We start from the raw sequence: 20636 nt of genomic DNA, 5'->3' as shown, positions 1-20636 counted from the left end.
TGTGTAAAAGACGTAAACGCTGGCTTTCATTTTTTATTTTTCTCGGAATTACAGGTACAAAAAAGGCCATGAATTAATTAACCCGGTGATTTTTACCGGGTTTTTGGTTGCTTTTTATATAAAAAAAGGCATATGATAAACAAGGAGTCTCAATCAGAAAAGTTATAAAACGAAAGAGGATTTTAAATGATAACCATTAAAAGTGAACGAGAAATAAATTTGATGCATGAAGCGGGCAAACTTCTTGCTGCGACGCATAGAGAAATTGCAAAAATGATAAAACCGGGCATCACGACTTGGGAAATCGAAGAATTTGTCGATAAGTACTTGGCAGAGCATGGTGCTACACCTGAACAAAAGGGCTATAACGGCTACAAATATGCAACGTGTGCGTCAGTGAATGATGTAATTTGTCACGGCTTTCCGCAAAAGAAAGCCCTAAAAGAGGGAGACATCGTTACGATTGATATGGTGGTGAACCTTAACGGCGGTTTGGCGGATTCCGCTTGGACATATGCGGTCGGTGAAGTTTCCGATGAAGCTCAGCGTTTAATGGATGTAACCAAGAATGCTTTATACAGGGGCATCGAAGTTGCACGGGCAGGAAATCGTCTCGGGGACATCGGGCATGCAATCCAGTCATATGCAGAAGGTGAAAAGTTTTCTGTTGTTCGCGATTTTACAGGTCACGGAATTGGTAAAACCATGCATGAGGACCCAACAGTCCTACATTATGGTAAGCCAGGTAAAGGTTCCCGTCTAAAAGAAGGTATGGTCATCACGATCGAGCCAATGCTGAATGCAGGAACATGGCATATGAAAATGGACCAAGACGGCTGGACGGCGAGAACGGCAGATGGAAAGCTTTCCGCACAATATGAACATACCCTTGTTATTACAAAAGGTGAACCGATCATTTTAACGGAACAGTAAACCAAAAGAAGAAACGGCCTTATCATGGGCCGTTTCTTCTTTTTATTTTTAAACTATTTCATAATAAACCTCGACAGAATACTCAGAATTCAATCCATCCCACAATAGATCGAATCCGAAAAATTAGTACTAGGCAGTTAGGCATTAAAAACTTTACTATTATGTGGCAGCACAGGATAATAAGGGGAAGGAAGAAATATTTAATGATGTGTTATAAAAACAGTATATAAAGGGGGTTTTGACAGTGAAGAAAGGGGAGAAACTGTCTGCAACGGTTGAAACGGTTGGGTTGAGCCAGCGGGAATTTTTAACGATTTTCTTACTTCACTCTTTGAGGATAAAAGCGAATTATCCAAGGGCGATTCATCAGGACCTGAAAAATACGTTCACTGGAAAAGTGCATAGCTATGACTATTTATGTAAAATATCCAATACGCTAGTCGATTCCAATCATTTATCCTTATATACGAATAAGGGAAGAAATTATTATCAAATAACGGAAAAAGGCAAAGAGCTTTACATATGGTACCAAGAAAATTTCCTGGAACGGTTTTCCGAAGTGAAAAAGGTCATTGATCGCTTCATGTTCGATTTAAGGGGATCTGGTGAAAACCCACCGGTTGTTAATGAGCTTCCAGAAGAATACAGGTCGTATTTCTCGAAAATAATATCGGTGAAGGATCTTGTCCGTTATGTAACCTTAAAAGCCGCTTTCACTAAGAAGCCCATTTACATGGGGGAAATTGGCGATCTGCTTAAGAATCAGTTCGGTTGGATCGCTTCTAACGGTTATTTATACGATTTATCTCATGAAATGGAAGAGAACGGGCTTCTTGTCGGCAGGTGGGAAAGTGAAAAACGAACTAAACGCTATTTACGAATCACCGACGAAGGACAGCATCATTACAAACAGATTGCGGATTCTGCCGCCTTTCAAGTCCAGGAAATCCAAAAATACATGGCCAGTGTCATTATGTTCTTAAAAGAAAAGAGTTAAATGAATATAAGAAATGGAGCCCCTTAATTTTGCAAGGAGAATGAAGTTACATGCTTAAATTGAATCGTTCAAGGGTAAATGTTACTTAAAACACTTCTTAACAAGGGGGAATGAGTGATGGTGGGAAAACACGATGAAATGGGAAGCATATTCAGTTTCATTAAAGGCCAGGTAGATAAGCTGCCCATTTCACAATCGAAAAAGAACAAAATGCTCGACCAGCTCTTAAAGCTTAAAACGATGACAGTCGATGCAAGGGAACCGCGAATTGCTCTTGTCGGAAGGCGAGGTTCTGGAAAATCATCACTGATCAATGCGATGTTTGGTCAGGAACGGCAATATGTCAGTTCCGTTAAATCTGGAACGGGTAAGGGAAAATGGCTATGGTACCCGAGTGATGCCGAGCCCAAAATCCGTTTGCTGGACTCACGGGGGCTGGGTGAGAGTGAAGCTCCTACGGAAGAGTTCGAAGAAGAAACACCATTGGATGAATTGATAAAAGCGGTAACCGAAGAACAGCCTGATGTGTTTCTTTTCTTGATTAAAGCAAAAGAAACGGATTCACGGATTGAAGAAGATTTACAAGAATTGAATAAGCTTCGTAAGATCGTTAAAGAGAATCACCATTATGATGTACCCGTCATCTGTGTGGTCACCCAAGTGGATGAATTAGATCCGCCACATTATAAGCAAGTACCTTTTGATGCCAATCCTAAGAAAAAACAGAATATTGATGAAGCCATCGCTTTGATGTCAAAACGATTTATAGAGAGTGAAATACCACTTTTGAACATCATTCCTACCTGTTCTTATATTGATTTTGATGAAAGCGGAAATATTGAATATGATATGCGTTGGAACATAGATTTGCTTTCTGATTACTTGATTGAGGCCTTACCCAGTGAAGCGAAGCTGAAGACAGCCAAAGCGATGCAGAGCCAATTCGTAAAGAAGAAATTCGCACGGACGATAGTGGGAACGTTTACGGCAATCGCAGGTTTAATCGGTGCAGAGCCAATACCTTTTGCTGACTTTCCAATTTTGACCGGCATTCAAGGTTTGATGATTGTGGTGATTGGTTTTATCGCGGATAAAGAAATCAATACAAAAACGGCAAGTGAATTCATTGCAGCATTAGGGATCAATGTCGGAATCGGTCTCCTTGTCAGGGAAGGTGTCAGGGCTGCAGTACGTTTCATCCCAGGAGCCGGCCTAGCCGTTTCGGGTGCGGTAGCGGGCGCAGTCACATATGGAATCGGGCAAGCAGCGATAGCTTACTTTCTCGAAAACAAAAATATTGATCAGGCTAAGGAAGCTTACAAGAACGCGAACAAAGAATATAAAAATGAAGACATCGACTCTTAATGGGCAGATTCGAACCATAAACTACACTAAGGTGATATGATAAAGTGGAGTTAGCAGTTCTGTTTCTGCTGCTGGATGGTTCAGGAATTTTGTTTACTATAGGAGGGGTGATTTTCATTTCATTTTTTCAATCACAGAAGCAAAAAGAATATATAAAAAAATTAGAGGAAGCGATTCAGTCCTTTTCCGGCCGATCTGAGGCTCTTGATGAGTCAAAGGGATTTCCTTTTGAAAACATTCAGGAGTTAAAAGAATTCGGATATCCCCAATTAACGTTAGCAAAAGAGGATGGAGGGTACGGCGGTTCATTATATGATTTTCTCCTATGCCAAGAAAAAATAGCTCAATATTGCGGCCCAACAGCCTTAGGAATAGGCTGGCATGTCGGAACCGTCCTCTCCTTAACGGAGAAGAGACCGTGGGAAAAAGAAGTCATGAAAGAGTTGTTTGATGAAGTGTCGAAAGGAGCTCTAATCAATACGGCAGCATCTGAGGCTGGAACGGGAAGCCCGACGCGCGGAGGCCGACCGGAAACGATCGCTATCAAAAAGGGTAAACAATGGAATTTGAATGGCAGAAAGACTTTTACTACACTATCCCCCATCCTTGATATTTTTCTTGTAACGGCATGGGTACCCGAGGATGAGTGTTTAGGCACTTTTTTAGTTCATCGTGATGTAACGGGTGTAAGTATAGAAGAAACTTGGGATATGATCTCCATGCAGGGGACAGGAAGTCATGATTTGGTGTTAACTGATGTCAGCCTGCCTGAAAAGTATTATGTCACAAAAAGCAATCCTGGTGAAAAAAGAAAACCTGAAGCGTGGCTATTACATATACCGGCTTGCTACTTGGGAATTGCAGTGGCTGCCAGAAATTACGCAGTCGAATTTGCGAAAACCTATTCTCCCAATAGCTTACCAGGACCAATCAGGGATCTCCCGAATGTCCAACGTACCATTGGGGAGATGGAACTGGCATTGGGCGAAGCACACCATTTCCTCTACTCTGTCGCAGAAAAATGGGTGCGGCAGCCTGAAGATCATGATGAATTATCGAAGCAATTGGGTGCTGTTAAGTTATCGGTCGTCAACAAATCGATTTCCATCGTCGATAAAGCGATGAGGGTCGTCGGAGCCAAAAGTTTACAACGGAATAATCCCCTGCAACGCTACTACAGGGATGTACGTGCAGGTCTTCATAATCCTCCGATGGATGATGCGACTATCACGATGCTCGCAAAATCAGCTCTTTATTAAGTACGATTTGCATATTTATTGATGACACTGAAATGAATTATTCGTTTCAGTGTTTTTTCTGTTCATTTTCTAACATAGATGTTTTCTTGGATTGATTTTCTAGACTTTCAGATAATTCTTGCTCCATACCTTCTATTTGACCTTCATCTAACAGTGGTCTTGGTGATTTATAATATTCGTATTTTGCATTCTTCAATAATTTTACATGTTTTTGGGTATTGCACTTCCAGGGTTGGGTCAAATACTAAACGTGAGTTTTTTACATCAAAACTCTTGTGACAATTGTTTTTCCATTTCTGCTATTAAAGGACGGGCAGACAATTTTAATGATGGAACCTCCTGATCATTCAAGCCAGTGGCAATGATAATTACTATAATTTCATCTTTTAAGTTTTCATTAATAACAGAACCGAAAATCATATTTAACTCGTAGTCTGCCGCAGAAGTAACAATATTTGCTGCCTCTTGTACTTCATATAGACTTATATTGGCGCCTGTGAGTTTCATTAGCACACCTTGGGCTCCGTCAATGGAAGTGTTAAGTAACGGACTGGAAATGGCTTTCTTTGCAGCTTCTGCAGCGCGATGCTTACCTGTTGCTCTGCCAATTCCTATTAAGGCAGACCCTTTATTGGCCATGATTGTTTTCACGTCTGCAAAATCAATGTTGATTAAACCTGGAACAGCAATTAAATCCGATATACCTTGGATACTTTGGCGAAGAACATTATCCGCTTCACGAAATGCTTCAAGCATGGGTGTATTTTTATGTAAAATCTCCAATAAGCGATCGTTTGGAATAACAATTAATGTGTCCACTACTTTCTTCATTGAAACGATTCCGCCTGCTGCTTGTGCTGCACGCTTATATGGCAACATTTGTAGTACATTAAACAATCGCATAACTCATCGGATCTTAAGGTTACACGGTCATTTAATTAACTCCCATTTGAAAGTGAAGCACGGATTAGTCGGCAAAGCAACTAACGTGAGGTAAAGACTAAGGAGCATTTTCAATGGTTAACTGTAGAAATCAAAGAACTAGGAGGAGAAGCATCTCTATGGGAATCACAACTGTTCTTGGGTATGAAAGATGAAGATATAATCAAAGAATTTAAGGAGCAAATTGAACAGGAGTACGTCGAAATACTAGCAGAGTTAAAAAAAGAACAGATCGACCTTGTTTCTCTCTCCAAGAAATATCAGCAAATTAAAATAAAAGATTATTTTGAATCTGAACTAGGGTAACGTGTTTTGAGTGAATTGCAAAATGCCAGAGGAGGGATAAATGGATGAAATCGGTTACCTGGGAAAATGTAGGAGTAGACAGAATGGCTTGTTCATGGCTCATCATATAGTGGATTGATTCAGAAGCAGAATTTTTATTTGTTCCAAACGGTCAGAAGCCATTACCAGAAGAAGCAGAACCATTTGATATTCCTGGGGTTCGACTTTCTCATCGAAGAGGACATTGTTCATTCCACACCATGTTGCGAGAATTTAAAATTAAAGACCCGATATTAGAACGAATAGCTCAAATTGTAGATCAAGCTGATACCATACAAGAGGTATTTCTGGAGCCAATTGCACCGGGACTTGATTTTATTTTGTGACGGAATTCGATTAACTAGTCCTGATGATATAACGGCTTTAGAGAGAGGGAGTATCTTATTTGATGCTTTGTATGCTCAAATATCGTTAAAACAAGTTATATATTGGGGGATCTGCAAAGTAAAAAAAATATAGATAGGACCTTAGATGAAAGACACTTAGAAAGCATAAATATATGTCCTCTTACTGTAGAGGAATATATTCCAATAAAAAACTTAACAAGAATACCGTTATATCATCAAACAGATTATAAATCAGCTTATAAACACCGTTCTAGTGTTTTTGTAGAAGAGTATTATAACAAGATGAAGAATTTTTCTTTTCAATATTAAGTTCGCGTGGCTTTGATATAGAAGAGGTGCGTTTGATGAACTGTAATGAATAGCAATAACGAAAAACTCGTCAAATCTAGATGAGTTTTTTTATTTTGATATTCTCTAATGTTTTTACTTTTATCAAAGTATCTTCTCTGATCCGATGTAATCTTTAATCAATATAATCTTCTGTGATGCCTATATATTTATCCAGTAAATCGTTAGATAAGAATCTCCATAGAATCTGCATATTTATCAATAATGACATTTAATTGAATGGGTACCCATAAAATGATTAAAAAATAAAATTGACCAGGAAAGGAAGATCTTTTAGTGAAAAAGAGGGTGAAAATCAGTCCTATAGTTTTTCTTTTAATGATCATAATACCTACTTTATATCTAGAATCGTCTTATTTGGAGTCCTTGTATAACACAGAACCCCTTTTAATTGGACAAGAAAGTGAAAATGAAAGTGAACCAGCTATGGCTGAATCTGATCAAAAGAAAGAATCATTATCCTTTGAATTAGATGAAAGGCTTATTAATAAGGAAGTTATAGATGGTTATCTTGTAGAAACTTATCGTGAATATGAACTCTACAAAAATCAGAGTGGAAAGGTTTTAAAAGTTGTTCCAACATCAAACTACAATTATATTCGTTATAAAATATACAATTAGTTTTGCCTGTAATGGTTCGCCCTTTAATTTATATTCTCATGTATCTCAACCAAAGACCTAACATTATGTTCAGCAGATTCATTTGAGAGATAAGAGATGAGATTGATAAAGATAACTTATTGGCAGATACATTGAATAAAAAAAGATTCTAGATTACCCGTTTATATTTAATTGGGGAAAAGGAGTGATTATATGAACAATAGAAAAAGATATATAACTACTCCCATCAGGTACATGGCAATGGTACTTGTTGGAATGATACTAACCTTTTCATTAGTAGCTTTTCTCGTCACATCCCCATTAAATTTCACTTCCAGAACTGTAAATGGCATAATTGGCAACTCTGCTATAGATCAAGCATTAATATTGGCATTAAACAGTGAGAATCATTACTTTTATCAAAAGCAAAGTATGAATTCCCCATCCCTCATGAAATTATCTTTTGAATCAATGACAAATTTTAAAATAAATGACACTCGCACATTGCTTGGCCGGGAATTACCAGGCTTATCGATCTATAACACGGAAATCGCTGTGGCGGGGAAAGGAACCAATATAACAAATTTGCCAGTTGAATCAGGGCCACCATTAGATATTTACCTTAAAGATAGAGAAATTGCCGAAGAGAATTTAAAACAACCAGAAGAGGATGGAAAACATGAAGATGCAATAAATCCGAAGGAAAAAGCTGTCTATATTTATCATTCACATAGTTGGGAGGCTTTTCTCCCCTTTATAAAAGGGGCAACAACACCAAATGAAGCTGTTAGTTCCGATCAAAGGGCCAATGTAATTGCTGTGGGCGATTTATTAAGCCATGAATTAATCAATAAAGGGATAGGGGTAGAGCACAATACAGAAAACATGGCTGCAAATTTAAAAAGTCAAAAATTGGACTACAGAAGCTCATACAATTTAACTCGCAAAGACGTTCAGGAAGCAATGGGATCTAACGATAAATTAAAAATACTGATTGATATCCATAGAGATTCACAACGTAAAGCAGTCACAACAACTACTATTCAAGGTAAAGAGTATGCAAGGCTGTTTTTCATTGTTGGAAAAGAGCATAAAAATTACGAGAAAAATTTAGAATACGCAAAAGAAATCAACAAAAAATTTGAGGAAAAATATCCTGGACTAAGTCGTGGGGTTTTCATAAAAGGGAAAGACGAGGGGAATGGGATATACAACCAAGATATTTCCGAAAAAGCCTTATTGGTTGAATTTGGTGGTGTTGATAACAATTTAACTGAACTTTCCAATACCATTAAAGCATTTGCAGAGGTTTTTAGTGATAACTATTGGGAAGCGGAGGAAGTGAATGGATAAGATAGTGAAACGTTCCCATATTATTTTGATGTTAACTTTTGCTATTACGTTATGTATGTATAATTTTTTTGGTTTATCTAGCTTTGTGATAGCCTGTTTTGGTACGGGCATGACCATAGCGACAGTAAATTTGGTTTCCGAGGAGATATCACGAAAATAAAAAAAATTATGGCTTATGGAGGTAGTGAAAATGGATATTTTTATTAGCAAATTCAAAAAGCTGAGAAATCTTACTATATATAAAATCTTCGGAATAACAAAATTATATTCCGTATATTCCTTTACTCGAATAATCTTTAGTTAGTACCATCTCCATAAATTCTACACATGTTCATGACAAAATATCCACTTAATTATCCTAGGAGGGATACTGTATTTAAAAGGTTAAGGGTAGCATTGAGCTTATCCATTATTTTAGCGACATTTCTTGCATTAGGGGCTTGTTCAAATAATGACGAAGAGAAGAACGGCAAGGGCGAGAAGATGGAAGATATGAATAATATGGATATGGATGAACATAAATAGTAATTAAACATTGAGGGTTGAGGTAGTTCAATTTCCAAAACTATAAAAGCATGAAGAGACAGTCCAATTTATTAGACTTATCTTCATGCTTTTTTTGTATCATTTTGGAGAAATACTAAAAAAATGTGTGAATGGATTTCACATCTAAATAAACATGGATAAATATTATGTCTCCATACAATTCGTGTATATATGGCAATTAATCAGACAAATTCTTTCATTTTATATTACAATACACAAACTATTGTTAATACTATATTACAAAAGTTAGTTCTCCACAATTTCTTCATATTTTTGCTCTAACATAAACGGTGATTTAGCTTGCTAAATAAATAAGGAGTAGAAATTTTATGATTATAAAGGACGCAATAAGAGAAGTATGTGTACATTCTGATAAAAAAACAGTGCTGGTCATTGCCAATAGATTACGTGGAGTTATGAAGAAAATATTGTTTTTTTGTTTGATTACCATAACATTGAATACCCCTTTTTATTCTAAGGTGCTAGCAGCGGATTCCAAAAATTCACCTCATGTTAATAGTGAAGCGGTAATTTTAATGGAAGAAAAAACGGGACGAGTCCTTTATGAAAAGAATGCGGACTTGAACATGTACCCGGCAAGCCTAACAAAGGTGGCAACGGCCATCTATGCAATAGAAAAGGGGAATTTAGACGATATCGTCTCGGTTAGTAAAAATGCTAGGTATGTGGATGGAACAAGGGTTTATTTAGAAAAAAATGAAAAGGTGTCATTGAAAAAACTGGTACAGGGTTTACTTATTAACTCTGGAAATGATGCAGGTGTGGCCATTGCAGAGCACCTGGATAGTTCAGAAAAGGCATTTGCAACAAACTTGAACAAATATATGCGGGGAATTGGACTGCAAGATACTAACTTTGAAAATCCACATGGTTTATTTAATCCCAAACATACAACTACTGCACGTGATTTAGCAAAGGTTACAAAATATGCCATGAAAAATGAAGAATTTCGTGAAATCTTTGGAACGAAAGAGCTGAAGTGGAAAGGAGAGGCTTGGGAAACCACTCTTTTTAATCACCATAAATTAATGAGGGAACGACCATATGAAGGGGTAACAGGAGGTAAGACTGGCTACGTCGACCAGTCTGGCCAAACTTTAATTACCACAGCTACGAGAGAAGGGATGTCGGTAATTGCTGTAATATTGAAAGGGCAGACACAAGCTGTGTCCTATAACGATACAATCGAGCTTTTAGACTATGCCTTTAATGGTTTTAAAGTTATCGATATCCCTAAGGGAAAAGAATTTAAGACTAATAACAATACGTTCATTACTGAGGCTCATAAATCCTTTCCTATATCAAAAAATGAAAAAGTCAGAGAAGACATAACGGATGCGGGGGTTCTTGAAATCAGGAATCAAAACCAGGCTCTTATTGCTTCCTTTCAGTTAAATAAAGCAAAAAAGCCTGAAGCGATTGAAGTCAGGCAAAAAGAAAAACATGATGAAGCTTTAAACCCAAAAAAATATTATTCTTATTATCATATTGTTTCTTTACTTTTAGGTATTTCTGTACTTTACTTCTTCATCGGATTTAGAAGAAACAAAAGGCGTTTCAAAAAATACCGTTAGAAAATTTTTCCTTGTGGTTACTCCAATAAATTATTTAATAAAGAAAGATTCAGATCAGATGAAAGTTGTTTATTTGTACTAATTTAACAATCTCCACAATTTCTCCACATTTCTTTTTATAATAACTCGATAAAGGTCAGAGAGGTTATTCGATCAACAGTTTCTTACAGCCCTCGTGGGGGTTCTTTCGCTGATTTGGAGTTAACACCTTAAAAATTTTCTCATTTCAATTAGGGACTGATAGTGTTGAGTAATAATGTTATAATCAAGGAATTTTTAAAAATTAATTTGAACGGACAACTATATATTCCAAAAGCCATTAGAAATTTCCTGCCATTCAGGGAAGGTGAAATGGTTTCTGTTTATCAACAAGGTAGCGATATAATTATCGAAAAGAGTCTGGAAGAAAATATTTATAATAAGTGTGTCTTTCACTATGGTGGAATTACCATCCCTGCTGAAATCAGGAAACTTCAGAAGTTAGACCACAAAAGCTTACTTGCGATGGAACTTTCAATTGATGGTGAAAAGGTAATAATCAGAAAATGAGTGCGTAATCGTACTCACTATCTTCTATAAGGCTGATTGAATCGAACATGATTTTCAGAAGTGAAATTATGTTCGATTTGGCTGTGAAAAACTGACGTTTAAATTCAAAATAACAACTAAAGACGAAGAAAGGGGGGGAAAGCTAGTGATCGAACACAATTAGTACCTTTCCGTCACCAAGATTGATGATAAATACTATGAAACATCAACTAGGAAAGAAGTGGACAAAAATAAAGAAATTGATGTTTTTGAAAAGATGGTCGAGAATAGACTCCAATTTTCAGACAAAGTCCTATACGGAGACCTTTTACGCTTTTATACTCCGAAAGGGTTTAAGCCTATAAATCCTTAGGATAACGATTATAGAAATACAATCGAGAAACAACAGGAGATTCAAAAAAGAAAGTGAATAGAAGGACTAAATGTATTAAGTTAATTCATCATTGTGATACAGTGATGAATTAACTTTTTTCTTAGTGAAAAGACTCTGATAGGAAATTACAATTTGCAAAAATAAAACCTTTTACGGGACTTTACCAGAAGGTGATTTTTCCCTGAAGGGTATATATGGAGAAGTAGGTGAATTCTTCATTATCACAAAATTTGTCACAAACAAGTATGGGGGGGATTGTTGACCAAGTTCTAATACTTTCTTTAAATATTTTCATTTTTTCCATAAAATCTGCAAACTTTTTAGGTATGATAAAAAAATCAAAATGAAAAATTGGTAGAAGTGAGGATTTAAAAGAACAACTCTTTTTTATCAAACAACTTTTGTCCTTAAGCCTTTCTTAATAGTTTGAAAAGGAGGGATTTTCGGAGGTGATTATGTATGAGTGCATGTGAGTGTCTTTAAAGGAATCATTGGATAGGGGGTGAAGTTGATGGATAAAAAAAAGCGGCTTATTATGAGAACGTTTATCCTTATAGGGTTGTCAGCAGCAGTGGTATACGCTTTATATACCAATCTTAACAAAGATAAAATGAATTCAATCGAATTAAACTCAGAAGCTCCTGATTTTATCCTTACAGACATGGAAGGTAATAAACATAAGCTTTCTGAGTACAAAGGACAAGGTGTCTTTCTTAATTTTTGGGGTACATGGTGTAAACCATGTGAAACAGAAATGCCATTCATGGATAACCAATACCAGGATTACAAAGAAAAGGGTGTCCAAATTTTGGCTGTGAATGTAGGAGAATCTGATTATGCAGTGAAGACCTTCACTGACAAATATATACTTTCATTTCCCATTCTAAACGATAAAGGTGGAGAGGTTCAATCGGCGTATAAGGTAAATCCGTTGCCCGTTACCTTCTTAATAGATAAGGATGGAAAAGTTATTGATGAAATTACAGGGGGATTAACAGAAGAAGATATTAAAACGCATATGGAGAGAATTAAGCCATAGGAAAAGAATAATGATAAAGATATTAAGAAGTAGATAAAATAGTTTAAAGTATAAAAAAGGACTGTCAGTAAATACATACGAATACCAAATGATATTGTGTCTTTTATTGACAGTTCCATATGGCTTGAAATTTTGTTGCTAAATGCAATACAAATGCATATATAAATTATAAATCGTAATTATTACTATTTGTAATTATTAAAGGAGGACTTATGAAAACAACTAGAGGGAATCATTAAGGAGGCTGGAGAAGAAAATATTCCATATATCCTGTTTGAACAAAATGCGGAAAATCAGGTGGCAAAAGTAATTGAACGAGAAATTGGAGCAAAAACGCTGAAACTTCATAATTTAGAAGCATTAATCCCAAAAGATGTTCAAAATAAGGAAGATTACGTATCACTTATGCAAAAGAAATATTGAAACATTAAGGCAGGCACTACAATAAAAAGGCCTTGTAAAGCACAAAAAATGCGATCTAAAAGCGGATCGCATTTTTTATTATATGGAAATTAAAGTATACCCCGATTATTCTGGCTTGTTATTAGCAGCTGGATCTGGTGTGAATTCAGGTTCAAAACCTTTATATTTAAACATGTTCATCATACCGGCTGAGGCATGGTGTAAATCATGACAGTGGAACATCCAATTACCAGGATTGTCTGCTTTAAAGGCAACCACATATTCATCACCAGGTTTTAAATTAACCGTGTCTTTAAAGATGGGTGAACCTTTAACGGGCTTTCCATTTTCACTTAAAATTTGGAAGAAGTGACCATGCAAATGCATAGGGTGATCATCAGATTCAGAATTATTAACCAATTTCACTTTGACGAGATCATCCTCACTTACCTCCAAGTTTTCTGTATCAGGAAACGTATTTCCATTGATTGTATAGGCCATTTCATTATCTTTCATTTGCGTATTCAAATCCATCGTATATTCTACATCATATTTTTGGTCCAAAGTAAATTCAGTTTCTGTACTTTTACCATAGGTTGTGAAATTGAAGACAGGAAGTTCTTCTTTTTCATTTGGTTTATCATTTGATTCGTTGCTTCCGTCGTATTGAATGACCGTTTTCATACCAGCCGTGCCATCCATCTCTCCATGACACTCTAGGTACCATTGACCTGGATTGTCAGCAATAAACTCAATGTCATATCGTTCCCCTGGTGCGATAGGCAGTAATTGATCCTTTATTTCTTGGGGTTCATTTAACTCTTGGCCATCTATGGCAACCACTTTGAAGTTATGTCCATGTAAATGGATTTTATGAGACATATATCCGATATTTGCTAATCGTAATCGGACTTTCTCACCCTCTTTTACGTTTATAGGCTCAACATCTTTTCCGCTTTTACCATTGATGGTGAAGATGTCATAATTGCTCATATCGTGTGCCATATTTTTGGTATCTTCAGTTCCTTCATCCTGGTCCTTATCTGCTTCAGTATCGCTATCTGCGATCCCACTCATGTTTGAATGATCCATGCCTTCCATATCATCCATTCCTTCCATATCCATTCCCTCTTCTGGGTTACTCATCCACTCATCCAGCATAAGGGAGTAATCACGATCATAAGTTACTTCTTTTGGTTCAATAATTAATGAGCCGTAAAGGCCTTTATCCAATTGATTTACGCCATCCTGGTGCGTGTGATACATATATGTTCCTGGTACTGAGGCATTAAATTTATATGTGAAGGACTCACCAGGCTGAACGGCATTCTGGGTTACTCCAGGAATACCATCCATTTTATTAGGAAGAGGAATTCCGTGCCAATGGATGCTGACAGGGTTAGGAAGCTCATTCTTTAAGTTTATTTTTAGGTCTTCACCCTCTTTAACCCGAATTTGGGAACCAGGGACTGAACCATTAAATGTCCACGCTGTAACATTTACTTTTTCATTTAATTGGTGATTTGCTTCTTTTGCGACGATATTAAATGTTTTACCAGTTAAAATCTCTGTATTTGATGTTTTAGGAAGTTTTTTATCCACTATTTGTTCCTTGTTTGTATCTTTCTCTTCCATGTTGCCATGATCCATATTGCCCATATTTCCAGTTGATGAGCATGCGGTTAAAAGTAATATTACAATAGTAAGAAATCCAATGATTTTTAGGTTCATACTGCTGCCTCCTCCATTCATTTTCATTTTTAATCTTATAATAAAAACTTGCAGAAACTATGAATTTAGTTTGTAGGATTTAAGGATTTTACAATTTGTTTTGGGAAAAACAAATAATAAATGTTAACACTAAATAAAAATAGATTCCTTTTGTAAAGTTAATAAGAAAATTGACACTTTTGAACTTATAGCTATACTCTTTCCTTAGGCGAACATTTAATGGTAACTGCATACACTAGCTGTAAAACAATTGGGGAATAAAGACAATAAATGGGCTACTTACCCTCGGGGTTTAAAAATTTAATTTCTGAAATTTAGTTGGAAGGAGCTAAAATTAAGTGGTTGATTTTTTCTCAACTTTAAATCCGGTAACTCAGGCATTAATTGGAACACTATTTACATGGGGCATGACGGCACTTGGTGCTGCTTTAGTATTCACGACAAAAACGATGAACCTTAAGCTATTTGATGGGATGTTAGGTTTCGCTGGTGGTGTTATGATTGCAGCAAGCTTTTGGTCGTTACTATCACCGGCTCTTTCTATGGCAGAGAGTGGTACTTTACCAGTGTGGTTACCTGCTGCTATAGGATTTTTATTGGGTGGCGTATTTCTATGGGGAGTGGATAAGATCGTTCCTCACTTGCACCCTAATTCTTCATTGGAGAATGCAGAGGGATTACATCCCAAGAGAAAGCGACGGAGCACTCTACTTGTGTTGGCCATTACATTACACAACATACCAGAGGGTCTTGCGGTGGGGGTTGCTTTCGGAGCTGTAGCAGCAGGCTTTCCCTCTGCTTCTTTGTCCGGTGCCATTGCTTTAGCGATTGGGATAGGTATTCAAAACTTTCCAGAAGGTGTTGCTGTTTCAATGCCTTTGAGAAGAGAGGGGATGTCCCGTCGGAAAAGCTTTTTATATGGGCAGTTCTCGGGAATGGTTGAACCTATTGCCGCTGTGATTGGAGTTTTAGCAGTTACTCTAATTGAACCACTTCTTCCTTTCGCACTAAGTTTCGCGGCAGGAGCCATGATTTTTGTAGTCGTTGAAGAGGTTATTCCTGGCTCCCAAGAGAACGGAAATAAAGATTTCGCATCTATGTGCTTAATGATAGGATTTACAATAATGATGATATTGGATGTAGCACTTGGGTAAATGAAACAATTGATCTGTAATTCCTGTCAAGAGATATCCCATAGTTAAAAAACAGGATCCATTAAGTTATACACAAAGGTTAAAGAAGAAGTAATACCATTTAAATTTATGGGTATTGGGATTATCCCTGTTCGACGTGAGCAATACACCCTATTATACAATTTTTTGAGTTAACAAATTATTTGGAAAAAGCCGCATTTCATTAGAAATGCGGCTTTTATTTTAGGCTAACTCTATTCAGATAAGCAGGTTATCCCAGACTAATACAATTACCTGAAAGGAAAAGAATAATCAGCATGCTCAATCTTTTTAACCCTAAATATTCTCAATTGTGGAGGAACAACCAATGTTTTTCCTTCTTAGCTTTATAAATTGCATAAAATAAAAAATTATGAAAAAAAGGGGAAGTCGAATTTCAAGTAATTAGAGGATGTAAACGTGTTTTATTGGAATTTTCCATACAATAATGAATTACTCACATAGGTAATTATGGCTTTCTTTAGTTTATTTCATAAATTCTGCAAATTTAAGGTGTAAAATAACCACAAGAATTAATAATAAGAAATGGGAGATGTAAGATGGGTTGCTGCAGCAAACGAAAAACCAGGAAAAAGGAAAGGATTTCACCTGTGTTTTTTTTATTATATGGTCCATATTTATTATTTTGATAGCCTACTTTACTAATGCAATATAGAATGTTTCTGACACTGTCAAGGAGAGTCCAGGATGGACAATAAAAAAATCTATATTTTTTAGCTATTAGATTTGGAGGGAGTATTGTGAAGAAATTACTAAGCGGTATATTATTATTTGCTTTATTATGGACTTTTGTTACTACAATTAATAAGGAAAATATCCTAACCACTTCCGCAGAAAATTTAAATAAGATGGAAGAGGCTCCCCAAGTAAATTTTAAGAGACCTAGTTTTACACTAAAGGCGTTAGATGGAAAAAAATACTCAACGTCTGATGTATCAAAACCTTTAGTGATTAATTTTTGGGCCTCATGGTGTGGCCCATGTAAAATAGAAGCGCCGGAGTTAGTAAAATTAAACGAAAGATACGGGGAAAAGGTACAAATTTATGCTGTTAACATCACATCAGGTGACTCTATAGATGGTGCTCGGACTTTTGCTGAAACCTATGGATTTAAATTTCCAGTTTTACTTGATGTTGATGATGCCGTGTCTAAAAAGTATCATATCCAAGCTATTCCAACTACCTTTTTAATCAATAAAGATGGAATTATTGTTGATCAAATTATGGGTTTTGCTGGAGAAAAAATATTTGAAGAAAAATTTCAAAAATTAGTCGAAAATGAGGTTAAATAAATGGATGACGTCATAAATGTAGGGCCCTTTCTATTACAATATAAACTGCTTATAATCATCATTAGCGGAATAGCCGGTTATCTTATATTAGATTTTCGATTTAGGTACATAAAAAATCCCTTTAGGAAACAAGTGACAGACATATTTTCTGGGGCAGCATTTTTACTTTTATTCACTTGGAAATTTGGTCCTGTTCTCTTCCAACTCTCTAATAAATTTGATGACAACATTCAGACCAATACTTAGAGGCATTTAATGTTCAAATCGGTTTGAGAAAATCTGAAAATAAAGAGATTCAGATTACAATGGGTACACCAATAATAACGACTGAATATTAGGATTTAATGTTCCACAGGCTTGTCAATATTTTGGCAAGTTTTTTTGTCCGCTTAGAATCATTCATAAAGTTTATTTGAGTTTAACTAAGTCTATTGCATAAAAACGTCTTTTAATGTTTAATTGTTCGTTAATAATAATAAAGTTTCCCGTATGATTTATAGGAATTCATAAATTCTGCAAAATTATTCTGTATACTAATAAAAATAAAAAAATCAGAATACAGGGGGACATACATTGAAAAACGAAAAACTGCCTCTTGACCCAATCGCATTAAGTTTGGGACCTATAGAGATTTACTGGTATGGACTAATCATCGCGGCAGCAGTTCTAATTGGCTTATTGATTGCAATAAAAGAATCTGAAAAAAGAGGTCTTAATAAGGAAATATTTATGGACTTAATTCTTTTGGCTGTACCTATTTCCATTGTAACGGCTCGAATCTATTATGTACTGTTTGAATGGTCCTATTACTCTAAGAATCCAGAACAGATTATTCAAATATGGAACGGTGGGATTGCTATTCATGGAGCTCTAATCGGAGCTCTCGTAACAACATACTTTTTTTCAAGGGCAAAAAAGGTTTCTTTTTGGAAGATTGTTGATATAGCTGCACCAAGTCTTATCCTTAGCCAGGCGATAGGCCGATGGGGAAATTTTATGAATAAAGAGGCATTCGGAGGGAATGTAAGCAGAGGATTCTTAGAGAACCTTATGCTTCCGGATTTTATTATTAATCAAATGTATATAGATGGTGTCTATCATCATCCTACCTTTTTATATGAGTCACTATGGGATGTTACAGGGTTTCTATTCTTACTTTTCTTAAGACGAACCCATATCCGTCATGGGGAAATGTTTTTGTCTTATTTAATTTGGTATTCATTTGGAAGGTTTTTTATAGAAGGAATGCGTACAGACTCGCTTATGCTATTTGATGAAATAAGAATGGCACAACTCATGTCACTGGTACTAATTTTAGGTTCCGTTATCATTATGATAATTCGAAGGAAAAGGGGCTATGCGGCATATCAGGATTCCTGATTTAGAAACGATCTTTAAGTGTTGAATTAATTCACCTTATCAAAGGGAAGGGGAATATGTTTAAGAGAAGTTAGATTAGTACATTAGAAAAGAGGCAGGATTTTCGAATCTGCCTCTTTTTTAAATAAGGAAAGACTTAACCGCCGGAACGCTTTCTTTTTATCAACCAATTAATCACTAAAATCAACAATGAAACTATAAATAAGGCAACTTTCCCTTCAGCTTCCCAGGATAACACTTCATAAACGGAGTATCCTTCTATTAGCATTGCCGGAATTTTTCCTATAGCACTAGCTAATGTAAAGTGAAGTAAGTTGATTTTACTTAAGGCTGCTCCGAGGTTGATCAATCCGGATGGCATAAAAGGAAAAAGCCGAAGTGATACAATTAATATAGCTGCCTCTTTTCCTTTTGACCTCATGAGTTTATTAAGATATTTTGAATTTGGTGGAGCAGGATGTTTCACATATTGAATTCCTTTTCTATATAAGAGAAAACTTATGCAAGCACCCAAGCACTCACCAATATAGGAAATAAAAATCCCTTTTTCAAATCCATAAAAAGTAATATTACTGGCTGTTAAAAAAAAACTGGGTATTACTCCGAATATACTTATAACAATATTCAGGATAATACTCACCATAATAGAAAAAGATCCCGAAAGTGAAAACCAATATAAAACTAATTCATCCATCTTTGTACCCTTCCTAGTCATATTACATTTTATAACCCCAGACCAGTTAATCGAGACATTTCATTTCACATTGTGTACAGTACAGGAGCAAGCTGAAAGCATTAATAAAATTCTTAGAGCTTATTGGATGATTGAATAAATCCATCCCTGTACTTTTATTAGATACCTTAAAAAGAAATCATAAGAAATAAATGTGAAGAAAGTTAGCAGGCTTTATCAAGATTATATGGATTTTTACAATTCCTACAATATCCTAAGCTATATCTGTATTTTATTAGTCTTTTTTTTTTGTTGGTTTCAATAGGTATGTACAAACATACTTTTTAGGGAGGAATCCTCTTGTCTAATTCCCTGCTTTGGATATTAATCGTTTCAATAGGATTGTTGGTAGGCATCTTCAGATTGTGTGCCGTGTTGTACAAACAGATTAGACTTATGTCGGGCATGATGATCTCTATGGCTACAGGAATGGTTAGTGGAATCGTTGGTGGTACCATCATTGCCATATATCTTTCAGAAGATTTATTTCAATCTACGGTATGGGGAGTTCTTGTTGGATTATTTATTGGATTTATAATGGGTCTGCCCTTTGGAATATTAGCTGTAACAGATGGTGTATTGTCAGGTCTTATGGGAGGAATGATGGGAGCCATGCTTGGGGAAATGATCCCCCCTGAAAATATCGAACAGCTGTTAAAGATATTATTTATTCTCTTTATCGGTGTCCATCTACTTATGATTTATCTTCTTTTGTCTGAAATGAGAGAAAATCAAACCAACATGATGGTTAAGCTAGTGAAAAACCCTTTATTTTCTGGTGGATTTTTGTTCTGCTCGATATATTTATTAAACTTTACAGGACCAATAATAGCAAAGGACATCGGAAATGAGCAGCATCAACACAAAGAAACTGTACCAAAAGAAAACATGAGTAGCTCCTATGCCTTAGAGATCAAGGCTCTCGATTTTAGTTATGAGCCACGAAATATATCCATTAACCGTGGGGAAGAGTATGAAATTACATTAAAAAATGTCGGGAAAGACGAGCATGATATAAGTATAGTTAGCCGTGATGAGTTTTATAAAAAAAATGCAGAAGATTTTCATGGAGTGGGGAGATTGCATTTACATGCAAAAGCGGGAGAGTCTGCATCGACAATAATAGGCTCTCTGCCTGAGGGAAACTATATATTTTATTGTACACTTCCCGGACATAAGGAAGCGGGAATGGTTGGGGAAATTACTGTAATGTAACTAAACTTAAGGATGCTTCTTTGAGGAGTAAAGTATATATTTATCTCATTTCATTTATAAATGCTTTTATAAAAAAATGAGAGGATTAAAGAGTACAAG

At 36.0% G+C, this 20636-nt stretch carries 19 protein-coding genes and 2 pseudogenes; 18 read left to right on the top strand and 3 right to left on the bottom strand.

Annotation, left to right across the window (positions count from 1 at the left end; translation table 11 throughout):
- Positions 1–186: 186 nt before the first annotated feature.
- The 4 genes from map (at position 187) to ACIQZD_RS11490 (ending at position 4554) form a co-directional block, all read left to right on the top strand.
- Complete coding sequence (gene map / locus ACIQZD_RS11505; RefSeq protein ID WP_402902259.1) at positions 187–933, top strand: type I methionyl aminopeptidase; 747 nt, start codon at positions 187–189, stop codon at positions 931–933.
- Between the two features lie 244 nt (positions 934–1177).
- Positions 1178–1930, top strand: a complete 753-nt coding sequence (locus ACIQZD_RS11500) for a PadR family transcriptional regulator (RefSeq protein WP_260357622.1) — start codon at positions 1178–1180, stop codon at positions 1928–1930.
- Positions 1931–2047: 117 nt separating this feature from the next.
- Positions 2048–3295 carry a GTPase family protein gene (locus ACIQZD_RS11495; protein ID WP_402902255.1) on the top strand — a complete coding sequence of 416 codons (1248 nt, stop codon included), beginning with the start codon at positions 2048–2050 and terminating at the stop codon, positions 3293–3295.
- A gap of 110 nt (positions 3296–3405) precedes the next feature.
- Positions 3406–4554, top strand: coding sequence for an acyl-CoA dehydrogenase family protein (locus tag ACIQZD_RS11490; protein WP_402903705.1), 1149 nt, complete (start codon positions 3406–3408; stop codon positions 4552–4554).
- Positions 4555–4818: 264 nt separating this feature from the next.
- Here ACIQZD_RS11490 and ACIQZD_RS11485 read toward each other — a convergent pair.
- A pseudogene (locus tag ACIQZD_RS11485) lies at positions 4819–5421 on the bottom strand (cell division protein FtsZ); the annotation flags it as partial.
- Between the two features lie 213 nt (positions 5422–5634).
- On the opposite strand from ACIQZD_RS11485, the gene ACIQZD_RS11480 reads away from it, so the two are divergent.
- The 9 genes from ACIQZD_RS11480 to ACIQZD_RS11440 all read left to right on the top strand — a co-directional run bounded on the left by ACIQZD_RS11480 (position 5635) and on the right by ACIQZD_RS11440 (position 13014).
- Positions 5635–5802, top strand: coding sequence for a hypothetical protein (locus ACIQZD_RS11480; RefSeq protein WP_402902252.1), 168 nt, complete (start codon positions 5635–5637; stop codon positions 5800–5802).
- Positions 5803–5915: 113 nt separating this feature from the next.
- Positions 5916–6167, top strand: a complete 252-nt coding sequence (locus tag ACIQZD_RS11475) for a chromate resistance protein ChrB domain-containing protein (protein WP_402903702.1) — start codon at positions 5916–5918, stop codon at positions 6165–6167.
- Between the two features lie 645 nt (positions 6168–6812).
- A complete protein-coding gene (locus tag ACIQZD_RS11470) occupies positions 6813–7157 on the top strand; it encodes a hypothetical protein (RefSeq protein ID WP_402902249.1) in 345 nt (114 codons plus the stop codon).
- 192 nt (positions 7158–7349) lie between these two features.
- Positions 7350–8489 (top strand): stage II sporulation protein P, encoded by a 1140-nt coding sequence (gene spoIIP, locus ACIQZD_RS11465; protein ID WP_402902246.1) that lies wholly within the window; start codon positions 7350–7352, stop codon positions 8487–8489.
- 396 nt (positions 8490–8885) lie between these two features.
- On the top strand, positions 8886–9014 hold the full coding sequence (locus tag ACIQZD_RS11460; RefSeq protein ID WP_402902243.1) for a hypothetical protein: 129 nt from the start codon (positions 8886–8888) through the stop codon (positions 9012–9014).
- Positions 9015–9364: 350 nt separating this feature from the next.
- Positions 9365–10630 (top strand): D-alanyl-D-alanine carboxypeptidase family protein, encoded by a 1266-nt coding sequence (locus ACIQZD_RS11455; RefSeq protein WP_402902240.1) that lies wholly within the window; start codon positions 9365–9367, stop codon positions 10628–10630.
- Between the two features lie 246 nt (positions 10631–10876).
- Positions 10877–11179 (top strand): hypothetical protein, encoded by a 303-nt coding sequence (locus tag ACIQZD_RS11450; RefSeq protein WP_402902237.1) that lies wholly within the window; start codon positions 10877–10879, stop codon positions 11177–11179.
- Positions 11180–12063: 884 nt separating this feature from the next.
- Positions 12064–12591, top strand: a complete 528-nt coding sequence (resA, locus tag ACIQZD_RS11445; RefSeq protein WP_402902232.1) for a thiol-disulfide oxidoreductase ResA — start codon at positions 12064–12066, stop codon at positions 12589–12591.
- Between the two features lie 231 nt (positions 12592–12822).
- A complete protein-coding gene (locus ACIQZD_RS11440; protein WP_402903699.1) occupies positions 12823–13014 on the top strand; it encodes a metal ABC transporter solute-binding protein, Zn/Mn family in 192 nt (63 codons plus the stop codon).
- 105 nt (positions 13015–13119) lie between these two features.
- Here the strand turns inward: ACIQZD_RS11440 and ACIQZD_RS11435 are convergent, their stop codons facing one another.
- Entirely contained in the window at positions 13120–14724 is a 1605-nt protein-coding gene (locus tag ACIQZD_RS11435; RefSeq protein ID WP_402902229.1) for a multicopper oxidase family protein, read from the bottom strand.
- 338 nt (positions 14725–15062) lie between these two features.
- On the opposite strand from ACIQZD_RS11435, the gene ACIQZD_RS11430 reads away from it, so the two are divergent.
- The 4 genes and pseudogenes from ACIQZD_RS11430 (at position 15063) to lgt (ending at position 18589) form a co-directional block, all read left to right on the top strand.
- Complete coding sequence (locus ACIQZD_RS11430; protein ID WP_402902226.1) at positions 15063–15878, top strand: ZIP family metal transporter; 816 nt, start codon at positions 15063–15065, stop codon at positions 15876–15878.
- Between the two features lie 779 nt (positions 15879–16657).
- The gene (locus tag ACIQZD_RS11425; protein ID WP_402902223.1) at positions 16658–17209 is read left to right on the top strand and encodes a TlpA family protein disulfide reductase; all 552 of its coding nucleotides are present in this window, start codon (positions 16658–16660) and stop codon (positions 17207–17209) included.
- A 260-nt stretch (positions 17210–17469) separates the two neighbouring features.
- Positions 17470–17547: pseudogene (locus tag ACIQZD_RS11420) on the top strand (hypothetical protein); the annotation flags it as partial.
- A 235-nt stretch (positions 17548–17782) separates the two neighbouring features.
- Positions 17783–18589 (top strand): prolipoprotein diacylglyceryl transferase, encoded by an 807-nt coding sequence (gene lgt / locus ACIQZD_RS11415; RefSeq protein WP_402902220.1) that lies wholly within the window; start codon positions 17783–17785, stop codon positions 18587–18589.
- A gap of 136 nt (positions 18590–18725) precedes the next feature.
- Here the strand turns inward: lgt and ACIQZD_RS11410 are convergent, their stop codons facing one another.
- Positions 18726–19283: a TVP38/TMEM64 family protein gene (locus ACIQZD_RS11410; RefSeq protein WP_402902217.1), complete on the bottom strand. Its 558-nt coding sequence runs from the start codon at positions 19281–19283 to the stop codon at positions 18726–18728.
- 339 nt (positions 19284–19622) lie between these two features.
- Between ACIQZD_RS11410 and ACIQZD_RS11405 the strand changes: the two genes are divergently transcribed.
- Positions 19623–20537 carry a plastocyanin/azurin family copper-binding protein gene (locus ACIQZD_RS11405; RefSeq protein ID WP_402902214.1) on the top strand — a complete coding sequence of 305 codons (915 nt, stop codon included), beginning with the start codon at positions 19623–19625 and terminating at the stop codon, positions 20535–20537.
- The last annotated feature ends 99 nt before the right edge of the window (positions 20538–20636 follow it).

The sequence above is a fragment of the Peribacillus sp. NPDC096447 genome (assembly GCF_044762725.1).
In the GTDB taxonomy this organism is placed as follows: domain Bacteria; phylum Bacillota; class Bacilli; order Bacillales; family DSM-1321; genus Peribacillus.
Note: the sequence above shows the minus strand (reverse complement) of the source record. Positions and strands in the feature narration are given on the sequence as shown.

What these genes read in the sequence shown, in the direction of transcription:
- map (WP_402902259.1), top strand. Translation starts at nt 187, where the DNA reads ATGATAACCATTAAAAGTGAACGAGAAATAAATTTGATGCATGAAGCG.
- ACIQZD_RS11495 (WP_402902255.1), top strand. Translation starts at nt 2,048, where the DNA reads ATGGTGGGAAAACACGATGAAATGGGAAGCATATTCAGTTTCATTAAA.
- spoIIP (WP_402902246.1), top strand. Translation starts at nt 7,350, where the DNA reads ATGAACAATAGAAAAAGATATATAACTACTCCCATCAGGTACATGGCA.
- ACIQZD_RS11455 (WP_402902240.1), top strand. Translation starts at nt 9,365, where the DNA reads ATGATTATAAAGGACGCAATAAGAGAAGTATGTGTACATTCTGATAAA.
- resA (WP_402902232.1), top strand. Translation starts at nt 12,064, where the DNA reads ATGGATAAAAAAAAGCGGCTTATTATGAGAACGTTTATCCTTATAGGG.
- ACIQZD_RS11435 (WP_402902229.1), bottom strand. Translation starts at nt 14,724, where the DNA reads ATGAACCTAAAAATCATTGGATTTCTTACTATTGTAATATTACTTTTA.
- ACIQZD_RS11410 (WP_402902217.1), bottom strand. Translation starts at nt 19,283, where the DNA reads ATGGATGAATTAGTTTTATATTGGTTTTCACTTTCGGGATCTTTTTCT.